Annotated in this window: 15 protein-coding genes; all 15 read right to left on the bottom strand. The window is 72.9% G+C overall.

Annotated elements, in window-relative coordinates; translation table 11 throughout:
* Positions 1-16: 16 nt before the first annotated feature.
* Complete coding sequence (locus ACFV57_RS25960; RefSeq protein WP_385236961.1) at positions 17-1042, bottom strand: NAD-dependent epimerase/dehydratase family protein; 1026 nt, start codon at positions 1040-1042, stop codon at positions 17-19.
* 3 nt (positions 1043-1045) lie between these two features.
* Positions 1046-1708 (bottom strand): PIG-L deacetylase family protein, encoded by a 663-nt coding sequence (locus tag ACFV57_RS25955; RefSeq protein WP_385236958.1) that lies wholly within the window; start codon positions 1706-1708, stop codon positions 1046-1048.
* Entirely contained in the window at positions 1705-2535 is an 831-nt protein-coding gene (locus tag ACFV57_RS25950; RefSeq protein WP_385236955.1) for a glucose-1-phosphate cytidylyltransferase, read from the bottom strand. The genes ACFV57_RS25955 and ACFV57_RS25950 overlap by 4 nt, the downstream gene beginning before the upstream one ends.
* Positions 2532-3767, bottom strand: coding sequence for a class I SAM-dependent methyltransferase (locus ACFV57_RS25945; RefSeq protein WP_385236952.1), 1236 nt, complete (start codon positions 3765-3767; stop codon positions 2532-2534). Before ACFV57_RS25945 ends, ACFV57_RS25950 begins: the two co-directional genes overlap by 4 nt.
* Positions 3764-5038: a glycosyltransferase gene (locus ACFV57_RS25940; protein ID WP_385236949.1), complete on the bottom strand. Its 1275-nt coding sequence runs from the start codon at positions 5036-5038 to the stop codon at positions 3764-3766. The genes ACFV57_RS25945 and ACFV57_RS25940 overlap by 4 nt, the downstream gene beginning before the upstream one ends.
* Before the next feature lie 17 nt (positions 5039-5055).
* Positions 5056-6354, bottom strand: a complete 1299-nt coding sequence (locus tag ACFV57_RS25935; RefSeq protein ID WP_385236946.1) for an O-antigen ligase domain-containing protein — start codon at positions 6352-6354, stop codon at positions 5056-5058.
* A 1-nt stretch (position 6355) separates the two neighbouring features.
* Positions 6356-7882, bottom strand: a complete 1527-nt coding sequence (locus ACFV57_RS25930; protein ID WP_385236943.1) for a right-handed parallel beta-helix repeat-containing protein — start codon at positions 7880-7882, stop codon at positions 6356-6358.
* An 8-nt stretch (positions 7883-7890) separates the two neighbouring features.
* Positions 7891-9858, bottom strand: a complete 1968-nt coding sequence (locus ACFV57_RS25925) for an alginate lyase family protein (RefSeq protein WP_385236940.1) — start codon at positions 9856-9858, stop codon at positions 7891-7893.
* Positions 9855-12029 carry a bi-domain-containing oxidoreductase gene (locus ACFV57_RS25920; RefSeq protein ID WP_385236937.1) on the bottom strand — a complete coding sequence of 725 codons (2175 nt, stop codon included), beginning with the start codon at positions 12027-12029 and terminating at the stop codon, positions 9855-9857. Before ACFV57_RS25920 ends, ACFV57_RS25925 begins: the two co-directional genes overlap by 4 nt.
* Before the next feature lie 18 nt (positions 12030-12047).
* Positions 12048-13982 carry an asparagine synthase (glutamine-hydrolyzing) gene (gene asnB / locus ACFV57_RS25915; RefSeq protein ID WP_385236934.1) on the bottom strand — a complete coding sequence of 645 codons (1935 nt, stop codon included), beginning with the start codon at positions 13980-13982 and terminating at the stop codon, positions 12048-12050.
* Positions 13983-13985: 3 nt separating this feature from the next.
* Positions 13986-15590, bottom strand: a complete 1605-nt coding sequence (locus ACFV57_RS25910) for a Wzz/FepE/Etk N-terminal domain-containing protein (RefSeq protein WP_385236931.1) — start codon at positions 15588-15590, stop codon at positions 13986-13988.
* A complete protein-coding gene (locus ACFV57_RS25905) occupies positions 15587-16984 on the bottom strand; it encodes a Wzz/FepE/Etk N-terminal domain-containing protein (protein WP_385236928.1) in 1398 nt (465 codons plus the stop codon). The genes ACFV57_RS25910 and ACFV57_RS25905 overlap by 4 nt, the downstream gene beginning before the upstream one ends.
* Positions 16981-18261 (bottom strand): glycosyltransferase family 4 protein, encoded by a 1281-nt coding sequence (locus ACFV57_RS25900; RefSeq protein ID WP_385236926.1) that lies wholly within the window; start codon positions 18259-18261, stop codon positions 16981-16983. Before ACFV57_RS25900 ends, ACFV57_RS25905 begins: the two co-directional genes overlap by 4 nt.
* Positions 18251-19570 carry a nucleotide sugar dehydrogenase gene (locus ACFV57_RS25895; RefSeq protein WP_385236923.1) on the bottom strand — a complete coding sequence of 440 codons (1320 nt, stop codon included), beginning with the start codon at positions 19568-19570 and terminating at the stop codon, positions 18251-18253. The genes ACFV57_RS25900 and ACFV57_RS25895 overlap by 11 nt, the downstream gene beginning before the upstream one ends.
* A gap of 82 nt (positions 19571-19652) precedes the next feature.
* A complete protein-coding gene (locus ACFV57_RS25890) occupies positions 19653-21131 on the bottom strand; it encodes a sugar transferase (protein WP_385236920.1) in 1479 nt (492 codons plus the stop codon).
* Positions 21132-21188 lie beyond the last annotated feature (57 nt).

Here is a 21188-nt window from a genome sequence, read left to right as displayed (position 1 = left end):
TGTCCGCCGGCCGTGCTCACCGGCGCCGCCGCAGCGTGTCGTCGACGGCGCCGCTGTCGGACGCCGCGCGCAGCACGGCAAGCCGGGTGAAGCGCTGCTCGAAGCCCTCCCGGGTCAGCCCGAACGTGCGGTAGGCGTCGGCGAGTTCGAGTGCGCCCTGCTTCACCGTCCACTCGCAGTCGAAGCCACCCGCCGCGGCGCGGAACCGGGAGAAGTCCACCCGGTACGACCGCGGGTCGGCGCCGGTCTCCCCGGTGATCACCACCTTCGAACCGGACACCGCCTCGGCGACCTGCTCGGCGATCTCGGCGACCGTGACGTTGTTGATCTCGCTGCCGATGTTGAACGCCCGGCCGTGCACCGCTTCCCGCGGCGCGGTCAGCGCGGCCGCGAAGGCCCGCGCGATGTCGGCGGCATGCACCAGCGGGCGCCAGGGCGTGCCGTCGGACAGCACCAGCACCTCGCCGGACAGGAGCGCGTGGCCGACCAGGTTGTTCAGCACGATGTCGGCGCGCAGCCGGGGGGAGTAGCCGAAGGCGGTGGCGTTGCGCAGGAACACCGGGGTGAAGTCGCCGTCGGCCAGCGCGTGCAGGTCGTCCTCCACCCGCACCTTGGACTCCGCGTACGGCGTCACCGGCCGCAGCGGGGCGTCCTCGGTCACCAGCTCGCCGCTGCCGGCGGCACCGTACACCGAGCAGGTCGACGCGTACAGGAAGCGCCGCACCCCGGCGTCGCGGGCCAGCCGGGCCAGCCGCACGGACGCGTGGTGGTTGATGTCGTAGGTGAGCTCCGGCGCCAGCGATCCCAGCGGGTCGTTGGACAGCGCGGCCAGGTGGATCACGGCGTCCACCCCGGCCACGTGGTCCGCCGTGACGTCGCGCAGGTCCACCCGGTGGCCCGCCGGGTCCGCGGGCGGGGGGCCCAGCACACAGTCGGCGAACAGGCCGGCGTCGAGACCGACGACCTCGTGCCCGGCGGCCGCGAGGACCGGGGCCATCACGGTGCCCAGGTAGCCCTGGTGTCCGGTCAGCAGTACGCGCACAGTTCAGTCCCCCAGATTCGAAGTGCCGAGATCGAGCGTGAGTTTGGTGACGGCGAACGCCTCGGCGTAGCGCGCGTGGCATTCGATGCCGCGAATCCGCGCGAGGCCGAGGAAGGCCTCCCGGTCGTACCAGGGCCGGTGCCGCTGCGAGGGGTAGTGCTCCTGCAGCAGCCGCACCTTCTCCTCGGCGATCTCCGGCGACAGCGGCTGGTACGCCGCCGTACGGCCGAGATCGCCGTCCCACTTGGCGATCTCGTAGCCGAGCACGAGGTGGTCGCGGAACGCGGTGGGTATCAGCCGGGCCAGGCCGCGGTGGTCCTGGTGCGCGTCGTCGGTGCGCGGGGCGAGGATCAGGTCGGGCTCGGTCCGCTCGCGCAGCTCCTCGACCGCGGCCTTGGCCTCCTCCCAGTGGGCGGGCAGTCGGCCGTCCGGCAGTTTGAGCACGGTCGGCCGCAGGTCGGCGGCCGGGCAGAAGGCGGCGAGCGCGGCCTGCTCCTCCTGCTCCCGCTCGCTGCCGCCGCCGGAGAGCACCAGCGCGTCGACGCGGACACCCGGGTGCGCCAGGCACATCGTCAGCAGCGTGCCGCCGGCGCCGATGGCGATGTCGTCGCAGTGCGCGCCCACCGCGACGATCCGGTCCGGGCGCCCGGCCCCGAGCCGGATCACGCGGACCCCGCCGCGGCGCCGGCCCTGCCGCCGGTCGCTCCGGCCCCCGCGCCGTCCCGCTCCCACACGGCCCAGGGGCGATCGCCCCGGGCGTACGCGGCGTCGAGCGCGGCCCGCTCCTTCACGGTGTCGGTCGGCTTCCAGAAGCCGCGGTGCTGGTGTGCCACCAGCCGCCCGCGCTTGGCCAGTTGGGTGCAGCCGTCGGCGACCAGGTCCCCGTTCTCCGGGATGTGGTCGAAGACCTCCTGGCGGAGCACGAAGTAGCCGCCGTTCTCCCACAGGGGCAGTTCGCTCACCGCGGTGATGCCCCCCACCAGCCCGTCGTCGCCCAGGTCCACGCAGTGGAACGAGGACTGCGGCGGCACCACCATCATCGACGCACCGGCGTCGCGCCGGGCGAACCGGTCGATCATCTCGGGCAGCGGGGCGTCGGTGAGCACGTCGGCGTAATTGGCGAGGAACATCTCGTCGCCGTCCAGATGGTGGCGCACCCGGCGCAGCCGTTCCCCGATCGGTGACTCGATGCCGGTCTGTACGAACGTGATGTTCCAGTCCGCGATGTCGGTGGACAGCAGCTCGATCCGCCCGTTGTTCAGCACGAAGTCGTTGGACGCCGTCTCTTCGTAGGTGAGGAAGAAGTCCTTGATGTGGTGGGCCCCGTAGCCGAGGCACAGGATGAACTCGGTGTGCCCGAAGTACGCGTAGTAGCGCATGACATGCCAGATCAGCGGCCGCGGGCCGACCATCGCCATCGGCTTGGGTACGTCGTCGAACGCTCCCTCGCGCATACGCAGCCCGTAACCGCCGCAGAAGAGTACGACCTTCATGGCTTGACCTCGACAATGCTCAGTTCCGGAATGGGAAAGACCAGCCGGCCGCCCCAGGCGTGCACGAAGGACAGTTGCCCGGTCAGCTCGGCCCGCAGATTCCAGGGCAGGACCAGCACATAGTCCGGTCGGTCGGCGGCTATCCGCTCGGGCGAAAGGATCGGGATGCGGGTGCCCGGGGTGAACCTGCCGTGCTTGTAGGGATTGCGGTCGACCGTGTACGGGAGCAGATCGGGCCGGATGCCACAGTGGTTGAGCAGGGTGTTGCCCTTGCCCGGGGCGCCGTAGCCGACGACCGTCTCGCCACGCTCGGCCGCCTCGACGAGGAACTTGAGGAGGTCCCGGCGCACCTTGGCCACCCGGACGGAGAACTCGGCGTACCCGGACAACTCCCGCAGCCCGGCGGCCTTCTCCCGTTCCAGCACATCGGCCACCTGCCGGGACGGCTCGCCGGCCACCTCGGCCGGCCGGGCCCACAGCCGGACGGAGCCGCCGTGCGTGGGTAGCAGCTCGACGTCCACCAGCGCGAGTCCGCCGCTCGCCAGGGCCCGGATCGCGGACGCGACCGTGTAGTACTGGAAGTGCTCGTGGTAGATCGTGTCGTACTGGTTCCCCTCGATCAGGGTCAGCAGGTGCTGTACCTCGATCGAGACCCAGCCGTCGTCGGCGACCAGGGCGCGCAGCCCCCGGGTGAACCCGGCCACGTCGGGGATGTGCGCGTACACGTTGTTGGCCACGACCAGGTCCGCCGGGCCGTGCTCGGCGCGGACGGCCGACCCCGTGGCCGGGTCCAGGAACTCCGTGAGCGTGGGCACACCCGCCTCGCGCGCCGCGGCGCCGACGTTCACCGACGGCTCGATGCCGAGGCAGCGGATACCGCGGTCCACCACGTGCTTCAGCAGATAGCCGTCGTTGCTCGCGACCTCGGCCACGAAGGCGTCGGGGCCGAGCCCCACCCGCTGTACGGCGTCGGCGACGAACGCGCGCGCGTGCTCCACCCAGGACGTCGAGTAGGAGGAGAAGTACGCGTACTCGCTGAACGTCTCCTCCGGCGTGATCAGCGGCGGGATCTGCGCGAGCCAGCAGTCGGTGCATACCCGCAGGTGCAGCGGGTACGTCGGCTCCGGCCGGTCCAGTTGGTCCGCGGCGAGAAAGCTCTCGCACGGCGGGGTCGCCCCCAGGTCGACGACGCTCGCCAGCGCCGCCGAGCCGCAGAGTCGGCATCGTGTCATCTGCTTCCCCCATCTCTGCTCGCACGGTGCCCCCACCGCGAGCCAGTGCTTTCGTCCTCTGACGGCGGCGGGACGTCCCCGCCGCCGCACCGACCCGCGATCGCGGTGCGGTATCCGTCCACCAGGCGCTCCAGCCCGACGGCCGGGCTGAAACCCTGCTCGTAACGGCGCCGGGCCGCCTCGCCCAGCTCCCGGTTGCGGGCCGGTTCGGCCGTGATCCGGCGCAGGCAGGACGCGAGCGAGGCGGGCTCGCCCGGCCGGTGCAGCAGCCCGGTCACGCCGTCCTCGACGAGTTCGACGAAGGCGCCGTGCCCCGCGGCGACGGCCGGGACCCCCGCCGCCATCGCCTCCACGACCACCAGGCCGAACGCCTCCAGCCACGTCGAGGGAGCCACCACGGCGACCGATCGCGCGACGGCCTCCCGGCACCGCGCCGGGTCGTACAGGCCGACGTACCGCACGTCGTCCCGGCCCGCCGCCCAGGCGCTCACCTCGCGCTCCAGCGGCCCCGCGCCGGCGATCACGAGCGGCACGCCCACACCGCCGCCCGCCGCGATCTCGTCCCACGCGGCCATGAGCAGCCGCACGCCCTTGGCCTCCGCGAGCCGGCCGAGGTAGAGCAGATGCTCACCGGCGCCCGACCGGCGGGCGTCCGGGTCGGGCACGAAGTTGTGCTTCACCGCCAGCCGCTCGGGCGGCATACCGGCCCGCACCAGGACGTCGCGCTGCGCCGCCGAGATGCAGAAGAACCGGGTGACGCCCGACCACCAGCGACGCCGGTTGACCGACAGGCCGACCGCGAGCGGCACCGTCGCCAGGCGGGAGCCGCGGTAGCAGCCGTGCCGTACGGCGGGCAGCGGCGCCCTCCCGACGCACTCGGCGCACGGCCGGCCGTCCCGCTGGAGCGTGCCGGGCGGGCAGACCTGGGCGTAGTTGTGCAGCGTGGCGACGGCGGGCACACCGGCGTCGGCGCAGGCCGCCAGCACCGCGGGCGACAGGAGCGGGAAGACGTTGTGGATGTGCACCACGTCCGGGCGCTCGGCGCGAAGCCGCGCGGCGAGCTCCGCGCGGACCGCCGGGTTCCACGGCACCAGCAGCGGCACCGCGGCCTTGCCCGGCAGGGACCGGGCGGCGATGTCGTCGCTGCGCCGCTCGAACACCTCGACCCGGTGGCCTGCCGCGCGCAGCAGCGCCACCTCCTGGTCGACGACCTTGTTCTCCCCGCTCGGCTGCGCCGAGGAGTAGCGGTTGTGCACTACGAGCACGTGCATGCCGTGCATGGTCGAGGTCACCTCCGATCCCGGGCCCATCGCGGGATGTGTCGTGGGGGTACTGCGGGGGTCGAGAGGGGCGCGGCCGGGGCGGGCGCCACCAGCAGCGCGGCGGCCAGGGCCAGATGCAGCAGATACGGCGAGGCGTCGCCCAGCCCGGCCTCGGTGTACGACGCGATCGCGCAGTAACTGATCAGGAAGATCGCGCAGGCCCTCGCCAACGACGGCGGCCGCAGCAACGCGACGCCGCCCAGCACGACGACGATCGACGCCACCAGGGCGACGCCGGTCAGCCCCTGCTCGTGGTAGACGGCCAGCCAGCTGTTGTCGATCGGCAGCCCGCCGAACGACTTGTCGCCCAGACCCACGCCGAACCACTGCTTCGCGGCCGTCCGGGGCGCCGCCAGCAGGGCGTCCCAGACGTTGGCCCGTCCGGTGAGGCTGGTGAGGTACTCCTGACTCTGCCCGCGCAGGAACCACGCCCGCAGAGCGGAGGCGAACCCCACCGCGGCCACCGCGGCGCACAGCACCGCCCAGGTGAAGAAGCGGCGGGCGGCGGCGCTGGTCAGGACGAGCGAGCCGATCGCCAGCGCCAGCCCGATGAGCAGACCGAGCGTGGCCGTCCGGGTATGGGTCAGCGCGAGCAGGACGAGGGACGGCACGATGACGGCCGCCGCGCCCGCCCGGCCGGTCCGGCGGCCCAGTACGAGCAGCACGGTGAGCCCGATGATCACCGCGGCGTACTGTCCGATCTGCGGCGGGGTGAGCGGCCACAGCGCCCCGACCAGCCGCCCGCCGTAGAGATCGGGCATGGCCGCGCCCGGTGAGACGACCGCGCCGGCGGCGACCGTCCCGAGCACCGCGAAGTACATCCGGATGTGGTGCCGGACGAACGTCGGGCTGCCGTCCCACCAGCGGCTGAGGAGCCACAGCGTGCCGACGAAGAGAGCCAGCCGGGCGCAGCGGAACAGCGCGCCGAGCCCGGACTCCAACTGCAGGCTGGAGAGCACGCTCGGCACGAGGAGCAGGGTGAGCAGCAGCAGGAAGGCACTGGCCCGGATGCGCAGCCGGAGATTGAGCACGAGCGCCAGCACGAACGCGGCGACCAGCGCGCCCATCGTGACGATCTGGATGAGGGAGCGGGGGAGCGGGATGATGGTCTTCGCCCCCGCGGAGCCGAGCGTGTTGAGGATCAGCAGCCCCCAGACGATCCCGGCCGCCCTCGGTGTGCCCGCCGGGCGCGCCGCGGCGCCGGGCTGCGTGCCCGCCGTGTCCGGCCCGCCCGGCAGCCCACCGCACCGCAGGTCCCCGCCCACCTCAACCACCCGCCCGCGGGTCGAGGGTGCTGCCCGCGTCCTGCCGGTACGGGGCGCCCTGCCACTGCCCGAAGTCGAGCACCCGGCCGGGATCGTGGGCGACGAACGTCCAGGGGCCGAGGTAGACGTTGTCGTGCCAGCGGTTGTGCTGCCCGAGGGTGATCGCCTCGGCCACCCGCTCACCCTGGTACGGCGACCAGTCCGGGTAGGTACCGTAGTTGGCGAGCACCGCCATCCGGTCGCACTTCGCCGTGCACTCCACGACGGACTTGTCCAGCACGAAGCGGTTGGCGTGGATGTCCACCCGCTGGGTCTTCCACCGGCAGTCCGCGTAGAGCGGGGCTTCGGCGATCGCCGGCCGGGCGCAGCGGCCGGTGCTCTTCACCAGCAACGTGCAGTCGCCGGACGAGGTGTTGGCCGGGCTGTTGCAGAACCGGTCGGCGTTCTCCCACAGGGTGATTCCGGACCAGTTGTTCTCCAGCAGGTTCCGGTAGACCTCGATCTTGTCGGTGCGGGCCCGGACCCGTGGTTCGCCGCCGGATTCGGAGAGGTAGACGGTCGCGAACGGGAAGCTGTCGCCGCGGTCGGCGTACCTGCGGCCCTCGACCCAGTTGTTCCGCCGGATCGTGTTCGTCCGGATGACGGCGTTGTAGCTGGTCTCGTAGATCAGCGCGGCACCGTCGTTGGCCTCCAGCACGTTGTCCTCGATGCGGAAGTCGTTGTTGTTGGTGTCCGCCCACAACCCGGTGCCACGGTTGTCGTGCACCCAGTTTCCGCGTACGTCGGCGCCGTCGACGGCCCAGAACTTGACGCCCCCCGTGCAGCCGCAGCCCTCCCGCCGCCGCTCCCAGTCGCCGGTGTTGTTGCCCACGATCTCGTTGCCCTCGACCACCAGACCGCTGATGCGGCCGCCGTCCTTGTACGCGTTCATGCCGTACTGCCCGTTGCCGCGCAGGCAGCTGGCGCGGACCCGCTGGCGGGCACCGGCCATCAGCCCGGCACCGGAGTTGCGCTGGATCGTCGCGTGCTCGATCACCCACCCGTCGGCCGAGTCGTGATTGACCACGCCCTCGTCGTGCGGCGCGACGAAACCCTGCACGGTCAGCCGGCGGATGGTGACGTCGCGGGCGGTACCGCTGAACGCGTACTGGTTCTTCTGCTGCCCGTCGAGCACCGCGCCCGGCGCGCCGAGGTAGCGGTTTCCCTGCTTGGGGACGACCTGGGCGTAGCGGTCCGGATCGAGCCGGTGGGTGCCCGGCCGAAGCCAGAACGTGGTGTTCGGGGGGCTGCTCCGGGTCTTCGCGGCCAGGTCGCCGACCACCGCGGGGTCGACCGTCACCGCGCCCGCCGGTGCCTTCGCCGGCCCGGCTTGAGGCTGGGCGCACACCTTCGCCACGGGCGACCGGGCCCCGGACGTGGAGGGTGCGGCGCTCGGCCCCGACCCGGCGTCCGGCGTGCCCACGCAGCCGGACGCCAGCAGTGCCAGTGCCACCCCTGGCAACGCCCGGTTCCGCCACTTGATCGCCACGCGTCCCCCTAGCCGCGGAACCTGAGTACGGTGATGAACCCCGCCGTGCCGTCGGCGAAGCCGGTGCCGATCAGCGTCGTGGTGGGCTCCTTGCGCCCGAAGCCGGGGGAGTACCAGCCCAGTGGCCGGTCGCTCGCACCGCGATGCGCCCGCCAGCGCAACTGTCCGGGCAGGTCGAGTACCGCGGACCGGTCCTCGCCGTCCCGGGTCCAGGTGAGCACGGCCCGGTTGCCCACCAGGTCCGCGGCGATCGCCGGGCCGAGGTGGAACGCCAGCCGCGCGGCCCGCCCAGGGCCCCGCACCTCGTCGATCACGCGCAGCTCCCGGTCGGCGGCGGTCAGCTCCACCCGGCGGCGGTGCACGGAGGGCCGGTAACCGTCGTGCTCGGCGCACCAGCGGGCCACACCCGGCTCGGAGGTGTCCGCGACCAGGACGCGGCTGCGGGCATGCCGGGTCCACAGGAACGGGCCGCCGGACACGGACTGGTCACGGCCGTCCAGTTGCAGCGTGTTGTGGCCGAGGGTCGACCGGAAGTACCGCCGCCACTCGGGCTGCCCGTGGTAGCAGAACGTCCCCGGGTCGGCGAGCACGTCCACTCCGTCGTGCCGGACCTCCACGGACAGCGCGTCCGCGTGGGCATGCGCGGCGATGGACAGGAAGCCGTGCGGACCGCCGTCGCAGCGGCACCAGATCTCCTCCGGACCGCGCAGGACGGCGAGCCCCGCGTCGGCGAAGTGGGCCGGTCGGCTCGCCGGACGACGCACGGCCGGGGTGGCTGCGTCCTTCGCGTACGGCCGGATGAGCGCGGCCAGCAGTGGGGTGCGCACATCGGTGCCGGTCACTGCCGGCCACCAGGCGAGCCGGCCGAACACGGCGTCCCCGGTGGCCAGCAGCGAGGCCCAGCGGTCGGTGCCCGCGCCGTCCAGGACCAGACCGTGGCCGTCGTCCGCGTCTCCCTGGCGCGGCGGCCGTAACCGGTTGTCCACGACGGCCGCGAGCGCGTCGGTCATCCGCAGCAGCACGAGCCGGACGGACGCGGGGACCGGCACACCGGCGGCATCCGCCTCGGCCACCGCGGCCAGGCCGAGCTCCAGCACGAGTCCGTGATATTCGGTGGCCAGCTCACGATTGAGGCCGGAGGCGAAGGTGTTGTTGCGCAGGTGCCGCTCCAGCGACCGCAGCGCGCCGGCCCGCCAACGCGCCGAGGCGGGGAACCACCCGAACGCACAGGCCGCCGCGAACTGCCCGGCGGCCTCGGCGACGGCGTGGTTGTTCGCCGAAGACCCCCGGCTGGGGAAGGCGGCCAGCCAGCGCTGGTGGTGCCAGATCTGGTTCAGCGCCACCGGGTTGTCCTCGAACAGCCCGGCCACGCCCGGCCAGCCGTCGAGCAGCCGGCGGACCCACACCCAGGACAGCAGCCGGATGCCCAGCTCGATGCCGCTGATCCAGTGCACGCCGCGCAGCGGCGGGTTGGCCGCCCACCACGACCGCAGGTGCTCGGCCACCCGCCCGGCGTACCGCTCGTCCCCGGTGCTCGCGTAGGCGGCGGCGAGCACGGTGAGGTACTGGTGCCGGGACAGCTCCCAGATCTGCTTGATGTCGCCGACCGCCTCCTCGTTCCGGTACGGCACGTCGAAGGCGTAACCCCACGGAGCCCGGCGCCCGGTCCTCGGGTCGCACCACCAGTCCGGGTCGGCCAGATCGTCGCGGACCACCCCGAAGTACTCGGCGTGCCCGGCCATCAGCCGGTCCGCCTCGGCGATGAGACGTTTCGCGGCGTCCGGCGGCACCGCGGCGAGCGTCCCGGCGGGCAGTACCGCGGTGAACCGGGCGCCGGTCACGCCCGGGCAGTCCGGCAGCGTCGACCGCCACCGCCGCCTGCGCACCGCGTCGGCCGCCCGGCCGCCGACCTCCCGCGGCCCCATCCGGGACAGCCGCCGCAGGTACCATCCCGGACTCCCCGAGCTCACAGTCATCGTGCCCTCGCCAACGTCACCGGCGCGCCGCCCGCCAGTCCGGCCCGCACGGCGAGGGTGGCCGCCGTGGTGGCGACCAGCGACTCCAGCGGCACCGGCATCGGCCCGCCGGTCCGTACGGCCTTGACGAACGCGGCCAGTTCGGCGTTCTGGCCCTTGTCCCGGGCCTTGGGCAGCCGTGAGCTGACCCACTTCTTCCGGCCGTACACCGATGCGCGTACGAAGTCGTCGAGCCGCAGCACCTTGCCGTCCGCGACCAGGTCCAGCGTCTCCTTGGGGAAGCCGGGCGACCCGGTGGTGACGTAGCTGACGGTGGCGGTGGACCCGTCCGGGTAGCGCAGTACGACCTGGAGGTCCTCGTTGCCGGGCGGGGCGACCGCGTACACCGAGACCGGGTCGGCCCCGAGCAGCCAGCTCGCCGTGTCGATGAAGTGCCCGCCCTCACCGGCGAACCGCGAGCCCTCGGTGCCCTGGTGGAGATACCAGCTGCCGTGCTGCAACTGCCCCGCGTTGACCAGGTAGCGCAGGCTCGCCGGACCGGTCCGGTCGCCGAACCGCTTCCGGGCCTCCTGGAGCAGCGGCGCGAAGCGGCGGTTGAAGCCCACCTGTATCCGGTCGTTGCCGGACTCCTCCACCGCGGCGAGCACGCCGGTCAGCTCGTCCTCGGTGAGGGCCAGGGGCTTCTCCACGAACACCGTCTTGCCGGCCAGCAGCGCCTTTCGCGTCAGTTCGGCGTGCGAGCTGTGCCGGGTGACCACGAACACCGCGTCGACGGACGGGTCGCCGAGCACGGCGTCGAGGTCGGTGGTCGCCTCGGCGAAGCCGAACTTCCGCTTCGCGTTGGCCGCGGACAGTGCCGTCGTGGTGACGACGGCCGACAGCTCGACGCCGTCACGCTGTGCCAGGTGGGGCAGCAGCATCGACGTCGCGTAGTTCCCCGCTCCGATGAACGCGAGGCGCACCGGTGACTTGACCGGGCGCGCAGGAGCGGCGGTGCGTACGGGCGCCGCGGGCACGGTCACCGCCGGGGCCGTTGCCTCGGCTGTGTGCTCGGGGTACCGGAACAGCACGGCCACGGCCTTCAAGTCGCCGTCCTTCAGGCGCTGGTACGTCTCGACGGCGTCGTCGAAGTCGGCCACGTGGGATACCAGAGGCTCCACGTCGACGCGGCCGCGGGCCATGAGATCGAGGAAGCACGCCAGGTTGCGGCGCTCGGTCCAGCGCACGTAGCCGATCGGGTAGTCCCGCCCCTCCAGCTCGTATTCCGGGTCGTAGCGCCCGGGGCCGTACGAGCGGGAGAACCGTACGTCGAGCTCCTTCTCGTAGTACGCGTTCCACGGCAGGTCCAGGCGGCACTTGCCGATGTCGACGACCCGGCCGCGGTCCCGGCTCAGCCGGGCGGCCACCTCGACGGGCTGGTTGCTGCCGCCCCCGGCGGCCAGGTACACCTGATCCACGCCGTGACCGCCGGTGAGCTCGGCGACGGCGCCCTCCACGGCGGCGGACGCGGGATCGCCGCAGGCCGCGGCGCCCAGGCGCGCGGCGAGCCCGCAGCGCGCCGGATCGGGGTCGGCCCCGACGACGCGGACCCCCGAGGCGGCGAGGAGCTGCACCACCAACTGCCCGATCAGCCCGAGGCCGATGACCAGCGCCACGTCGCCGAGTTGCGGCTCCCCGCGGCGGACGCCCTGCATCGCGATCGCCCCGACGGTCCCGAAGGCGGCGTGCCGCGGCGCGAGGCCGTCCGGCACCGGGACGTAGAGGTTCTTCGGCACCCAGTTCAGCTCGGCGTGCAGCGCGTGCTCGTTGCCGGCGCACGCCACGAGGTCGCCGGCCTTCACATCGTCGATCCCGGTGCCGACCTGCTCGACCACCCCGCACAGCGAGTAGCCCAGCGGCGTGTAGGAGTCCAGCTTGCCCATCACCTTGCGGTAGGTGGCACCCACCCCGTTGGTGGCCACGCTCTGCATGACCTTGGCCACCTGGTCCGGCCGGGAGCGGGCCTTGCCCACCATCGACATGCCGGCCTCGGAGACCTTCATGAGTTCGGTCCCGGTGGATATCAGCGAGCAGGCGCTGCGGACCAGCACACCGCCCGGCTTGCACCCCGGCACCGGCACGTCGAGCACCGCCAGCTCGCCGCTCTTGTAGTTCTGTACAACCTGCTTCACCCGAACTCCTCCGCATTCCTAAGCCGTCAACCGGGTGCTCCGGCCGGAGCCGGAGGTCGCGTCGCGATACCAGTACTCCAGGGTCAGCACATGCCACAGATGCTTGGAGAAGTCCCGCTGCCCGGCGGCGTCCTCGGCGACCATCCGTTTCAGCGCGTCACGGCGCAAGGTCCCGGACGTGACGAGCACACCGTCGTGCACCACCTCGCGCACCAGCGGTGCCAGATCCCGGCTCATCCAGGCCCGCAGCGGGGCGCTGAACAGGCCCTTGGGCCGGTACACGATCTCCCGGGGCAGGACCGAGGCGGCGGCCTCCTTGAGGACGGCCTTGCCCTGCCGCCCGACGATCTTGCGGTTGCCGGGCACGGCGAACGCCGCCTCGACCACCTCGACGTCCACGTACGGCACCCGCACCTCGGTCGACGCGGCCATGCTGGAGCGGTCCGTGTAGGCGAGGTTCAGGCCCGGCAGGAACATCCGGGCGTCGCCCAGGCACATACGGTTGACGAAGTCGTCGAGGTCGTTGTCGTGGTAGATGTCCGCGTGCTCGGTCAGCACGTCCTCGACCGCCGGGGCCAGGTCCGGATCGACCAGCGCGAGCAGCTCGTCCTGGTCGTACATGGTGTAGCTGCGCCGGAAGGCCGTCTCCTCCGGCAGATCGGCGAAGGACAGGAACCGCTTCGCGAAGCGCACCGACCGGTACCCCCGGCGGGACGTGGCGACCGGCAGCCGGTCCACGGCCCGGGACAGGCCGTGCCGCAGGGGCCGCGGGACGCGCTGGTAGCGCAGCGCGAGCAGGTTGGCCAGATGCTTGCGGTACCCGGCGAACAGCTCGTCGGCGCCCATGCCCGAGAGCATCACCTTGACCCCGGCCTCCCGGGCGGCCGAACAGATCAGGAACGTGTTGATCGCGGCCGGGTCGCCGATCGGCTCGTCCAGGTGGTACGTCATCCGCGGCAGCAGGTCGAGCACGTTCGGAGCGATCTCGATCTCGTGCAGGTCGACACCGAACCGCTCGGCCACCTGCCGGGCATAGCGCAGGTCGTCCGGCATCGCCTCGAACTTCGCGTCCTCGGCGCGGAATCCGATCGTGTAGGCGCGGATTCCGGGCCGGTGGCGCGCCGCGAGCGCGGTCAGGTAGCTGGAGTCCAGCCCGCCGGAGAGGAAGGTCGCCACGGGCACGTCGGACAGCAGGTGCTGCCGGGCCGACTCCTCGACGACGGCGGCCAGGTCCGGCTGCCCGCCGCCGCGGGCCCGCTCCCGGGCCTCGGCGGCGACGTCCTTCAGGTTCCAGAACCGGCCGTGCTCCACCCGGCCGTCGGGCCGGCACCGCAGCCAGCTCCCCGGCGGCAGCTTCTGAGCCTCGCGGAACGCGCAGCGCGAGTCCGGCACCCAGTAGTACAGCAGCGAGGCCACCAGCGCGGCATGGTCCACCTCCAGCGACCCGCCGGTCACGGCGGCGAGCGCCTTGAGCTCGGAGGCGAACATCAGGCTCGCGCCGCGCCGGAGCAGGAACAACGGCTTGATGCCGAGCTGGTCACGGGCGAGCACCAGCTCACCGGTCCGCTCGTCGAAGACCGCGAACGCGAACATGCCGCGCAGCCGGGGCAGACAGCCGGTTCCCCAGCGCCGCCAGGCCTCCAGCAGCACCTCGGTGTCGGAAGTGCCGCGAAAGCGCACCCCGGCGCCCGCCAGCTCGGCACGCAGCGCGGGCGCGTTGTACAGCTCGCCGTTGTACGTCAGGGCGAGGCCGTCCGAGACCATCGGCTGGGCGCCGGTCCCGGACAGGTCGATGACGGCCAGCCGGCGGTGCCCGAGGTGCACTTCGCCGTCACCGGCGGGGTGGCTGTAGCGGCCCGCCCCGTCCGGACCGCGGTGGGCGAGGACAGCGGTGAGCCGGTCGGTCACGACCTTCCCGTCCGGCCACCGGTACGTACCTGCGATGCCACACATGTCCTACCGCGCCTCCTGGTCGCCGCCCGGGGCCCGTACGGCCGACACCGACGGCCGCTCCGCCCGCGCCTGGGCTTCCCCCACTGCCTGAACGGCGTGGGAGGTACCCCCACCGTGCTGCCGGGCCAGCCGTTCCGTACGCGGCTGGCTCGTCCCGTGCTGCCAGGCCAGCCGCTCATAAGGGCCGTGTGGTGCCGTGCGCGGTCTGTCCCACAGCGTGCCGTCGGTCCGGTCGCGCGGATCGGGGTCGATCAGCACCACACCGAGCACCGCGATGCGCTGGTCCGCGAGCTGCCGCGCCACGGTGTGCAGCCAGGCGGCGCTGCCGTGCCCGGCCCGCACGACGAGCACGGTGCGGCTGCCGAGGTGGCGCAGGTCGGTCCACGCCGTGCCGGGCGCGACCGAGCCGACGCCGAGCCGGCGCGCCTGGGGCCGCGCGGCCGCGGCGCGCTCGCCGCTGATCACGGTCACCCCTTCGGCCTCCTGGCGGCTGTCGGCGAGCCGCGGTCCGGGCAGACCGTCGACGACGACCACCGGCCCCTCCGCCGCCAGCGCCCCGGCGAGGTTCAGGGCGATCACGCTCGTGCTGCGTGCACTGCCCAGTTCCAGCAGCGACACCGGTTCCGCGGAGCCGCGCACGACGCGGGCCAGGGTCGCGGTGAGCCGTTCGTACGTGGCCCGGGTCCGGCGGCGCTGCCACAGTCCGGCCGGCCTGCGGGGCGCGCGGCGCGGCTCCGCGATGACCGAGGCGCCCAGATGCGCCGCGATCTCCCGGCGCAGCACGGGCCGGTCCGCCACCACCGCGCCGACCGCGGCCAGCGCGAGCCCGAGGACGAGCCCGAGGACGAGTCCGATCCCGGCGTTGGTGGCAGCGGTCTTGGGCAGGGAGCGCCGCACCGCGCGCGGTGCGTCCACGATCTGCGTGCCGGCGACGAGCCGTGGCGTGCCGGTGCGCGCGTCCGCGGCCCGCTGGTCGAAATCGGTGATCCGCGAGTTGAGCTCGGCCCGGCGGGCGAAGAGCGACTCAAGGCTCGCCGACGCTTTCGGGTCGCTCCCCGGCGACCGGTCCCCGATCGCCTTGTTGACCTGGGCGAGCTCGTCCCGCATACGGTCACGCTGGTCGAGCAGGGCCTTGGCCTCGGCCTGCGCGGTGTCCCGCATCCGCCGCACATGGTCCGCGACGAACGCGCCGGCCAGCGCCCCGGCCCGGGCCACCGCGTCCGCTTCGCTCTCACCGGTCACATCGATCTGCAACAGGTTGTTGGTCAAGCCGGTGCCCCGGTAGTCCTGCATGAAGTCCTCCGGTTTTTCCGGGGACTTGAGGACCCGCAGGGCCTGGCCGGCGATCCGCGAGGTGCCCAGCAGCGCGACATCCGTGCGGATCAGCGTGCCGGTGTCGTTCGGCTGGTCCTCCTTGTGCGCGACCAGCACCTTGGTCACCGCGGCCGGTGGCGGCGGCATCAGGACCGCCACCGCCGTGCCGACCAGCAGCCCCAGCAGCGCCATGGAGCACCAGAGGCGGCGGCGCCTGCGCACCGCCACCACCAGTGCCTGCAGGTCCAGCAGCGGAGCGGCTGCCGACGGCTCCGGAGCCGTGCTCGTCGTCACGCCGGGCCTCCCGTCGCGTGGCCGCGAACCGCGAGCGACAGGGCGGCGTTCTCCGGAGGACGGCCGGCAGGCCGCGCCGGACGGGCCCGGTCCGTTCCGGCGACGACGGTGCCGACGACCTCGTGCCCGGCGTCCGCACACGCCTCGGCGATGCCGACGAGCTCCTCCGCGGTCCAGTTGCCGGCACTGATCACGACCAGGGCACCGGACTCGGTGTCGCGGTCCGGCACCATGGGCCGGGCCACCGAAACCTCCACCACCCGCAGCGTGGGGAACCCCCGGCCCGAAGAACTGGAGGAAGACTCGCTCTCGGCCTCGGCGACGAGCTGCCCGGCGGCCCGGCGGGCGGTCTCGTCGCCGTCCGGGACGACAACCAGCAGCCGCCGGGGGGCCGGCAGCCGGTCCCGGAGGCGAGCGCACACCCGCCGGTAGCGGACGCGCCTGCCGGCCTCGTCGCCGAAACTCTGCGGGGCCGGTACGTCCCATCGGGTGTCGACACCCAGCAGCCGGCGGACCGAGGCCCGCGAACCATGGTCTTCCGCCCGCCGCGCGCGCCGTTCACCAGGCACGTCGACAGTGCCCAGCAGCGCCGAGCCCAGCGCCGCGGCGATCTCCGGGCCGGTGCGCAGACGGCGGTTCACCCGTGCGGCGGTGAGATGGCCGACGACCGCGAGCAGGAAGAACAGCAGCGCCCCGGCGACGATCAGCTGCACCCTCGTCGGCGGCTCCGCACCGGTCGGCCGGGGCGCCGGCCCCATGACGACCATGCCGGTCCGGTCGGTCGCCGGGGCGGCGTCGTCCAGCTTCTTCATGGCCTCTTCCAGCCCGGTGCGCAGCTTTTCGAGCGCCGTGCGGGCCTGCACGCTCTCCACGGTCCGCCCCGGGTCGGCCGCATTGGCCAGCTCCGTGATGCGGCGGTTGGTCTCCGCGACCTTCTGCCGCAGTGCCTCGGGCCCGGTGCCCGTTTCGGCGCCGGTGCTGCCGCCGGTGATCCGCGCGGCGAACGTGACGAACTGCTGCGCCAACCGGTCGGAGAGCTGCTGCGCGCGCTCCGGGGTGTCGGCCGTACCCGAGATCTCGATGATGTTCCCGTCGGCGGCCTTGGCGCTCACCCGGTCCCGCAGCTCGCCGCCGCTGACGTCCCGCCACCCGAGCGCGGCGGCCGCACGGTCGACCACCGCCGAACTGGTCGCGATCTCCGCCTGGGTCAGCAGCTCGCGCTCTTCCCACTGCCCCGGCAGCAGTACCGACGCCGACGCCGTGTAACGCGGCGGGAACAGCACCGAGGCGCCGTAGCCGACGAGCGCGCCCACCACGGTGAGGATGGTGAGCAGCCGCCGGCGCCGACGGAGCATCCGCCCGATCGTGACCAGGCGTATCGTCTCATCGCTCAACGGCGCGGCCTCCTCCCCGCCCGCACCGGGGCGCCCGCCGACACCGCGGTGCGGTCCCGGCAGGCAGCGGCGTAGGCGGCGAGCAGCGACGCCTGCGAGTTCCGCCAGGAGAGCCGCCCGCCGATCCGCTCCCGGCCGATCCTGCCCATCCGGTCCCGCTTCTCCGGATCGTCCAGCAGCTGCGCGATGAGCCCGGCGAACTCGGCCTCGTCGTCGGCACAGGCGTAGACGGCGGCGTCGCCGGCGGAGACACGGGCCTCCCGGAGGTCGAACGAGACGATCGGCCGGCCCATCGCCATGTACTCCAGGACCTTGTTCATGGTCGACACGTCGTTGAGCGGGTTGCGCGGGTCGGGGGAGAGGCACACGTCCGCGGTGGACAGGTAGCGCACCAGGTCGGCGTCCGGAATGCGCCCGGTGAACTGCACCTGTTCGGTGAGACCGAGCCGCCGCGACAGCTCCACCATCGCGTCGAAGGCGTCCCCGGCGCCGACGAACACCGCGTGCCAGTCGGTCCGCCCGAGGTCGTCGCGGAGCCTGGCGAGGGCCCGCAAGGCGTAGTCGACGCCGTCCTGAGGCCCCATGACGCCGAGATAGCACAGCAGATGAGGCTTGCCGCGCTTCAACTCCGGCTCGGGCGGGACCGGTTGGAACCGGTCGACCTGGGGAGCGCTGCGCACCACGAAGACGTCGGCCGGGCGTCGGCCGCCACGGCGCACCGCGACGTCCCGGTAGCTCTCGTTCGTGGCGAGCACGACGTCCGCGGCCCGGTAGGTCGCCCGCTCCAGCGCGCACACCGCCCGGTAGAGCAGGTCTTCGCCGCGGCCGAACCGGGAGAGATACAGCTCGGGCACCAGGTCGTGCTGGTCGAAGACGAACCGCGCGCCGCGCCGCTTCAGCCACAGCGCCGGCAGGAACAGCAGGTCGGGCGGGTTGCAGGCGTGGACCACGTGGACCGGGCCGACCTTGCGGGCCAGCCGCGCCGTATGCCACAACGCCGAACCGTACTCCCGCAGGTAGCCGGCCGGTCCTCCGGTGGCAGCGCGCAGCGGGTAGCGGTGGATGCGCACCCCGTCGATCTCCGCCTCCGGCTCGGTGTCCCGCGTACTGCCCCGGGGGCAGATGACGTGCACCGTCCAGCCCGCGTCGCGCAGCGTCGTGCACTCCTGCCACACCCGCCGGTCGAACGGCACCGACAGGTTCTCCACCAGGATCAGCGCGCGCCGGCCCGGCCGGCCGCCGCTGACGGTGCCACCCAACGTCTCGTCACCAAGCAAGGCCCATGTACCCCGTTTCGGTCCGGCGCGCCTCGGCGTCGGGAAGGTGGATGAGGTCGACGATCACCGGGCCGTCCTCGCCGTGGGGCAGCGCGGACAGCACGTCCGGGTCCCTGGTCCCGACCAGGCACACCTCGGCGTGTTCGAGCACCTCGCCGACGGAGTCCGCGAGCAGCTGCGCCAGGTGCGGCAGCCGGGTCTCGATGTACTCCCGGTTCGCGCCGAGCAGCCGGGACAGGCTCACGTTGGCGTCGTAGATCTTCAGGTCGTACCCCTTGCCGAAGAGCCGCTCCGCCAGCTCGACGAGCGGGCTCTCGCGGAGGTCGTCGGTGCCGGGTTTGAAGGACAGCCCGAACAGGCCCGCCCGGCGCTTGCCGGTGCGCTCGACCAGCTCCACCGCGCGCTGCAGATGCGCGGAGTTCGAGGGCAGTACGTGCGCGAGGATGGGCACCGAGACATCGGCCCGCTGCGCCGCGTGGACCAGGCTGCGCAGGTCCTTGGGCAGGCAGGAGCCGCCGAAGGCGAAACCGGGCCGCAGGTAGGCGGGGCTGATGTTCAGCTTGCGGTCGGCCAGGAACACGTCCATCACCTGGTGCGAGTCCACCCCGAGCGCCTGGCACACCGCGCCCAGCTCGTTCGCGAAGCCGATCTTGAGGCCGTGGAACGCGTTGTCGGCGTACTTGATCGCCTCGGCCGTCGGGACCGGCACCCGGAACACCTCGCCGGGCAAGCCGTCGTACAGCGCCGTCACCACGTCACCGCTCGCCGGGTCGAGTTCGCCGACGACGGTCTTGGGCGGGTCGAAGAAGTCCCGCACGCTCGTGCCCTCGCGCAGGAACTCCGGGTTGACCGCGACCCCGAAGTCCGCCCCGGCCGTGCCGCCGACGTGCTTCTCCAGGATCGGCACCAGCAGGTTCAGGCAGGTGCCCGGGAGCATGGTGCTGCGGAACACGACGGTGTGCCGCCCACCCCGCCCGGCCAGCGCGGCGCCGATCTGCTCGGTGACCCGCTCCAGGTACGTGGTGCACAGGCTGCCGTTGGGCTCCGACGGCGTGCCCACGCAGACCAGCGACACCTCACTGTCCATGATCGCTTCGCGGACGTCGCCGGTGGCGCGCAACGCCCCGGTCCGCACGGCCTCGGCGACGAGCTCGCCGATCCGCTCCTCGACCACCGGGGCCCTGCCGCCGTTGACCAGGTCGACCTTCACCTGGTTCACGTCCACCCCGATGACCTCGTGCCCCATGCCGGCCAGGCACGCGGCCGACACGCAGCCCACGTAGCCGAGCCCGAAAACGCCGACCTTCATGACCCGTCCCTCCCCCCAGGCAGACCCTCCCGGTCTGCGGTCCGCGCGCCGGAGGGACCGCCGTGTCGCAGCCCCCCGCGCATCAGTAGGCCCCCTGGCCGTAGAGCACCGCACGCAGCGTCTTCCACAAGATCACCGCGTCCAGGGCGAGCGACCAGTCCTCCACGTACCGCAGATCGAGGCGGACCGCCTCCTCCCACGGCAGGTCGCTGCGGCCGCTGATCTGCCACAGGCCGGTGAGCCCCGGTTTGACCAGCAGCCGGCGCCGGATGTCCGGGTCGTACGCGGCGCACTCCTCCGGCAACGGGGGCCGCGGACCGACGAGCGACATCGATCCGGTGACCACGTTGAACAGCTGCGGGAGCTCGTCGATCGAGTACCGGCGCAGCACCGCCCCCACCCGGGTCACCCGCGGATCCCGGTGCAGCTTGAACAGCAGTCCGGCACCCTCGTTGCGGTCGGCCAGCCCGGCACGTGCCGCGTCGGCCCCGACGATCATGGTGCGGAACTTGAAGATGGTGAACTCGCGGCCGTCCTTGCCGACCCTGCGCTGGCGGTAGACCGCCCCGCCCCGGCTGTCCGTCAGGACGAGCAGCGCGACGAGCGCCATCAGCGGCGCGAACACCATCAGCAGGATCGCCGCGCCCAGCCGGTCGACCACCTCTTTGACCGCCCGGCGGCCCCCGGTGAAGGTCGGCATGCTGACCCGCAGCAGCGGAATCCCGAGCACCGCGTCGACGTGCAGCCGCGGGCCGGCCACCTCCATCAGGACGGGAGCCACGACCATCTCGGCATCGCTGCCTTCGAGGTTCCAGGCCAGCCGCTGCAGCCGGTCCGGCGACCAGTGCGGGTCCGGCGTGACCGCGACGACACGGTAGCCGCCGCGGCGTACATGGCCGGCGACGTCCGTCAGCCGGCCGACCACCGGCACTCCGTCCAGCTGGTCACCGCCGAGCCCGAGACCGTCCGTCGTGCACACCGCGTCCACCCGCCACCCGAGGTGCGGAAACTTGCGGGCCCGGGCGATCAGATCGCGCACGGTGGCCGGGCTGCCGGCCGCGAGCACCGGTCTCAGGCACCGCCCTTCCTTGCGCTGTCTGTGCAGCCACAGCCGCAGCAGATACCGCGCGGTCATGGTGATCAGCCCGATCGCGGGGATCGCGACGAAGATCCAGAGCTTGATGTTGCGCGAGGTCAGGGCGATCCCGCCGAGCGCCAGCACGACGGCCGCCGCGAACAGCGAGCGGCCGAGCCGGCGGAATTCCTCCGCGCCCTGGCCGAGCACGGCCGGAGCCCACGCCCGGCTCACCGCAAGCGCTCCCAGCACCAGCAGTTCGGTGCCGAAGGCGAGAATTCCCCATTTCTCGTGCCAGTTGGCCGCGTCCCGGGCCCCGAAGAAGATGCCGATCGCCGCCGCCACGAAGGCGGTGGCCACCGTATCGCTGGTGATCACGGTACGGCGGTACCGCTGCTCCCAGTCGATCGCGGGCTGGCTGCTCGCCCCGTTCGCCAGACGCCCGCGCGCCGACGGAAACGGGTTGACTAATCCCCCCTGCTGCACAGAATCCCCCCGGTCGCCAGTGGTTCGACGTGTTCGCCCAGCACTGTTCCTCGCACC

The organism is Streptomyces sp. NPDC059788, from assembly GCF_042732265.1.
Lineage (GTDB): Bacteria > Actinomycetota > Actinomycetes > Streptomycetales > Streptomycetaceae > Streptomyces.
This window is presented reverse-complemented; position numbering and strand designations above follow the sequence as displayed.

Bases quoted from the DNA above. Each gene is read 5' to 3' on its own strand.
- ACFV57_RS25940 (WP_385236949.1), bottom strand. From the start codon at position 5,038: ATGCACGTGCTCGTAGTGCACAACCGCTACTCCTCGGCGCAGCCGAGC.
- ACFV57_RS25950 (WP_385236955.1), bottom strand. From the start codon at position 2,535: ATGAAGGTCGTACTCTTCTGCGGCGGTTACGGGCTGCGTATGCGCGAG.
- asnB (WP_385236934.1), bottom strand. From the start codon at position 13,982: ATGTGTGGCATCGCAGGTACGTACCGGTGGCCGGACGGGAAGGTCGTG.
- ACFV57_RS25895 (WP_385236923.1), bottom strand. From the start codon at position 19,570: ATGAAGGTCGGCGTTTTCGGGCTCGGCTACGTGGGCTGCGTGTCGGCC.
- ACFV57_RS25925 (WP_385236940.1), bottom strand. From the start codon at position 9,858: ATGACTGTGAGCTCGGGGAGTCCGGGATGGTACCTGCGGCGGCTGTCC.
- ACFV57_RS25945 (WP_385236952.1), bottom strand. From the start codon at position 3,767: ATGACACGATGCCGACTCTGCGGCTCGGCGGCGCTGGCGAGCGTCGTC.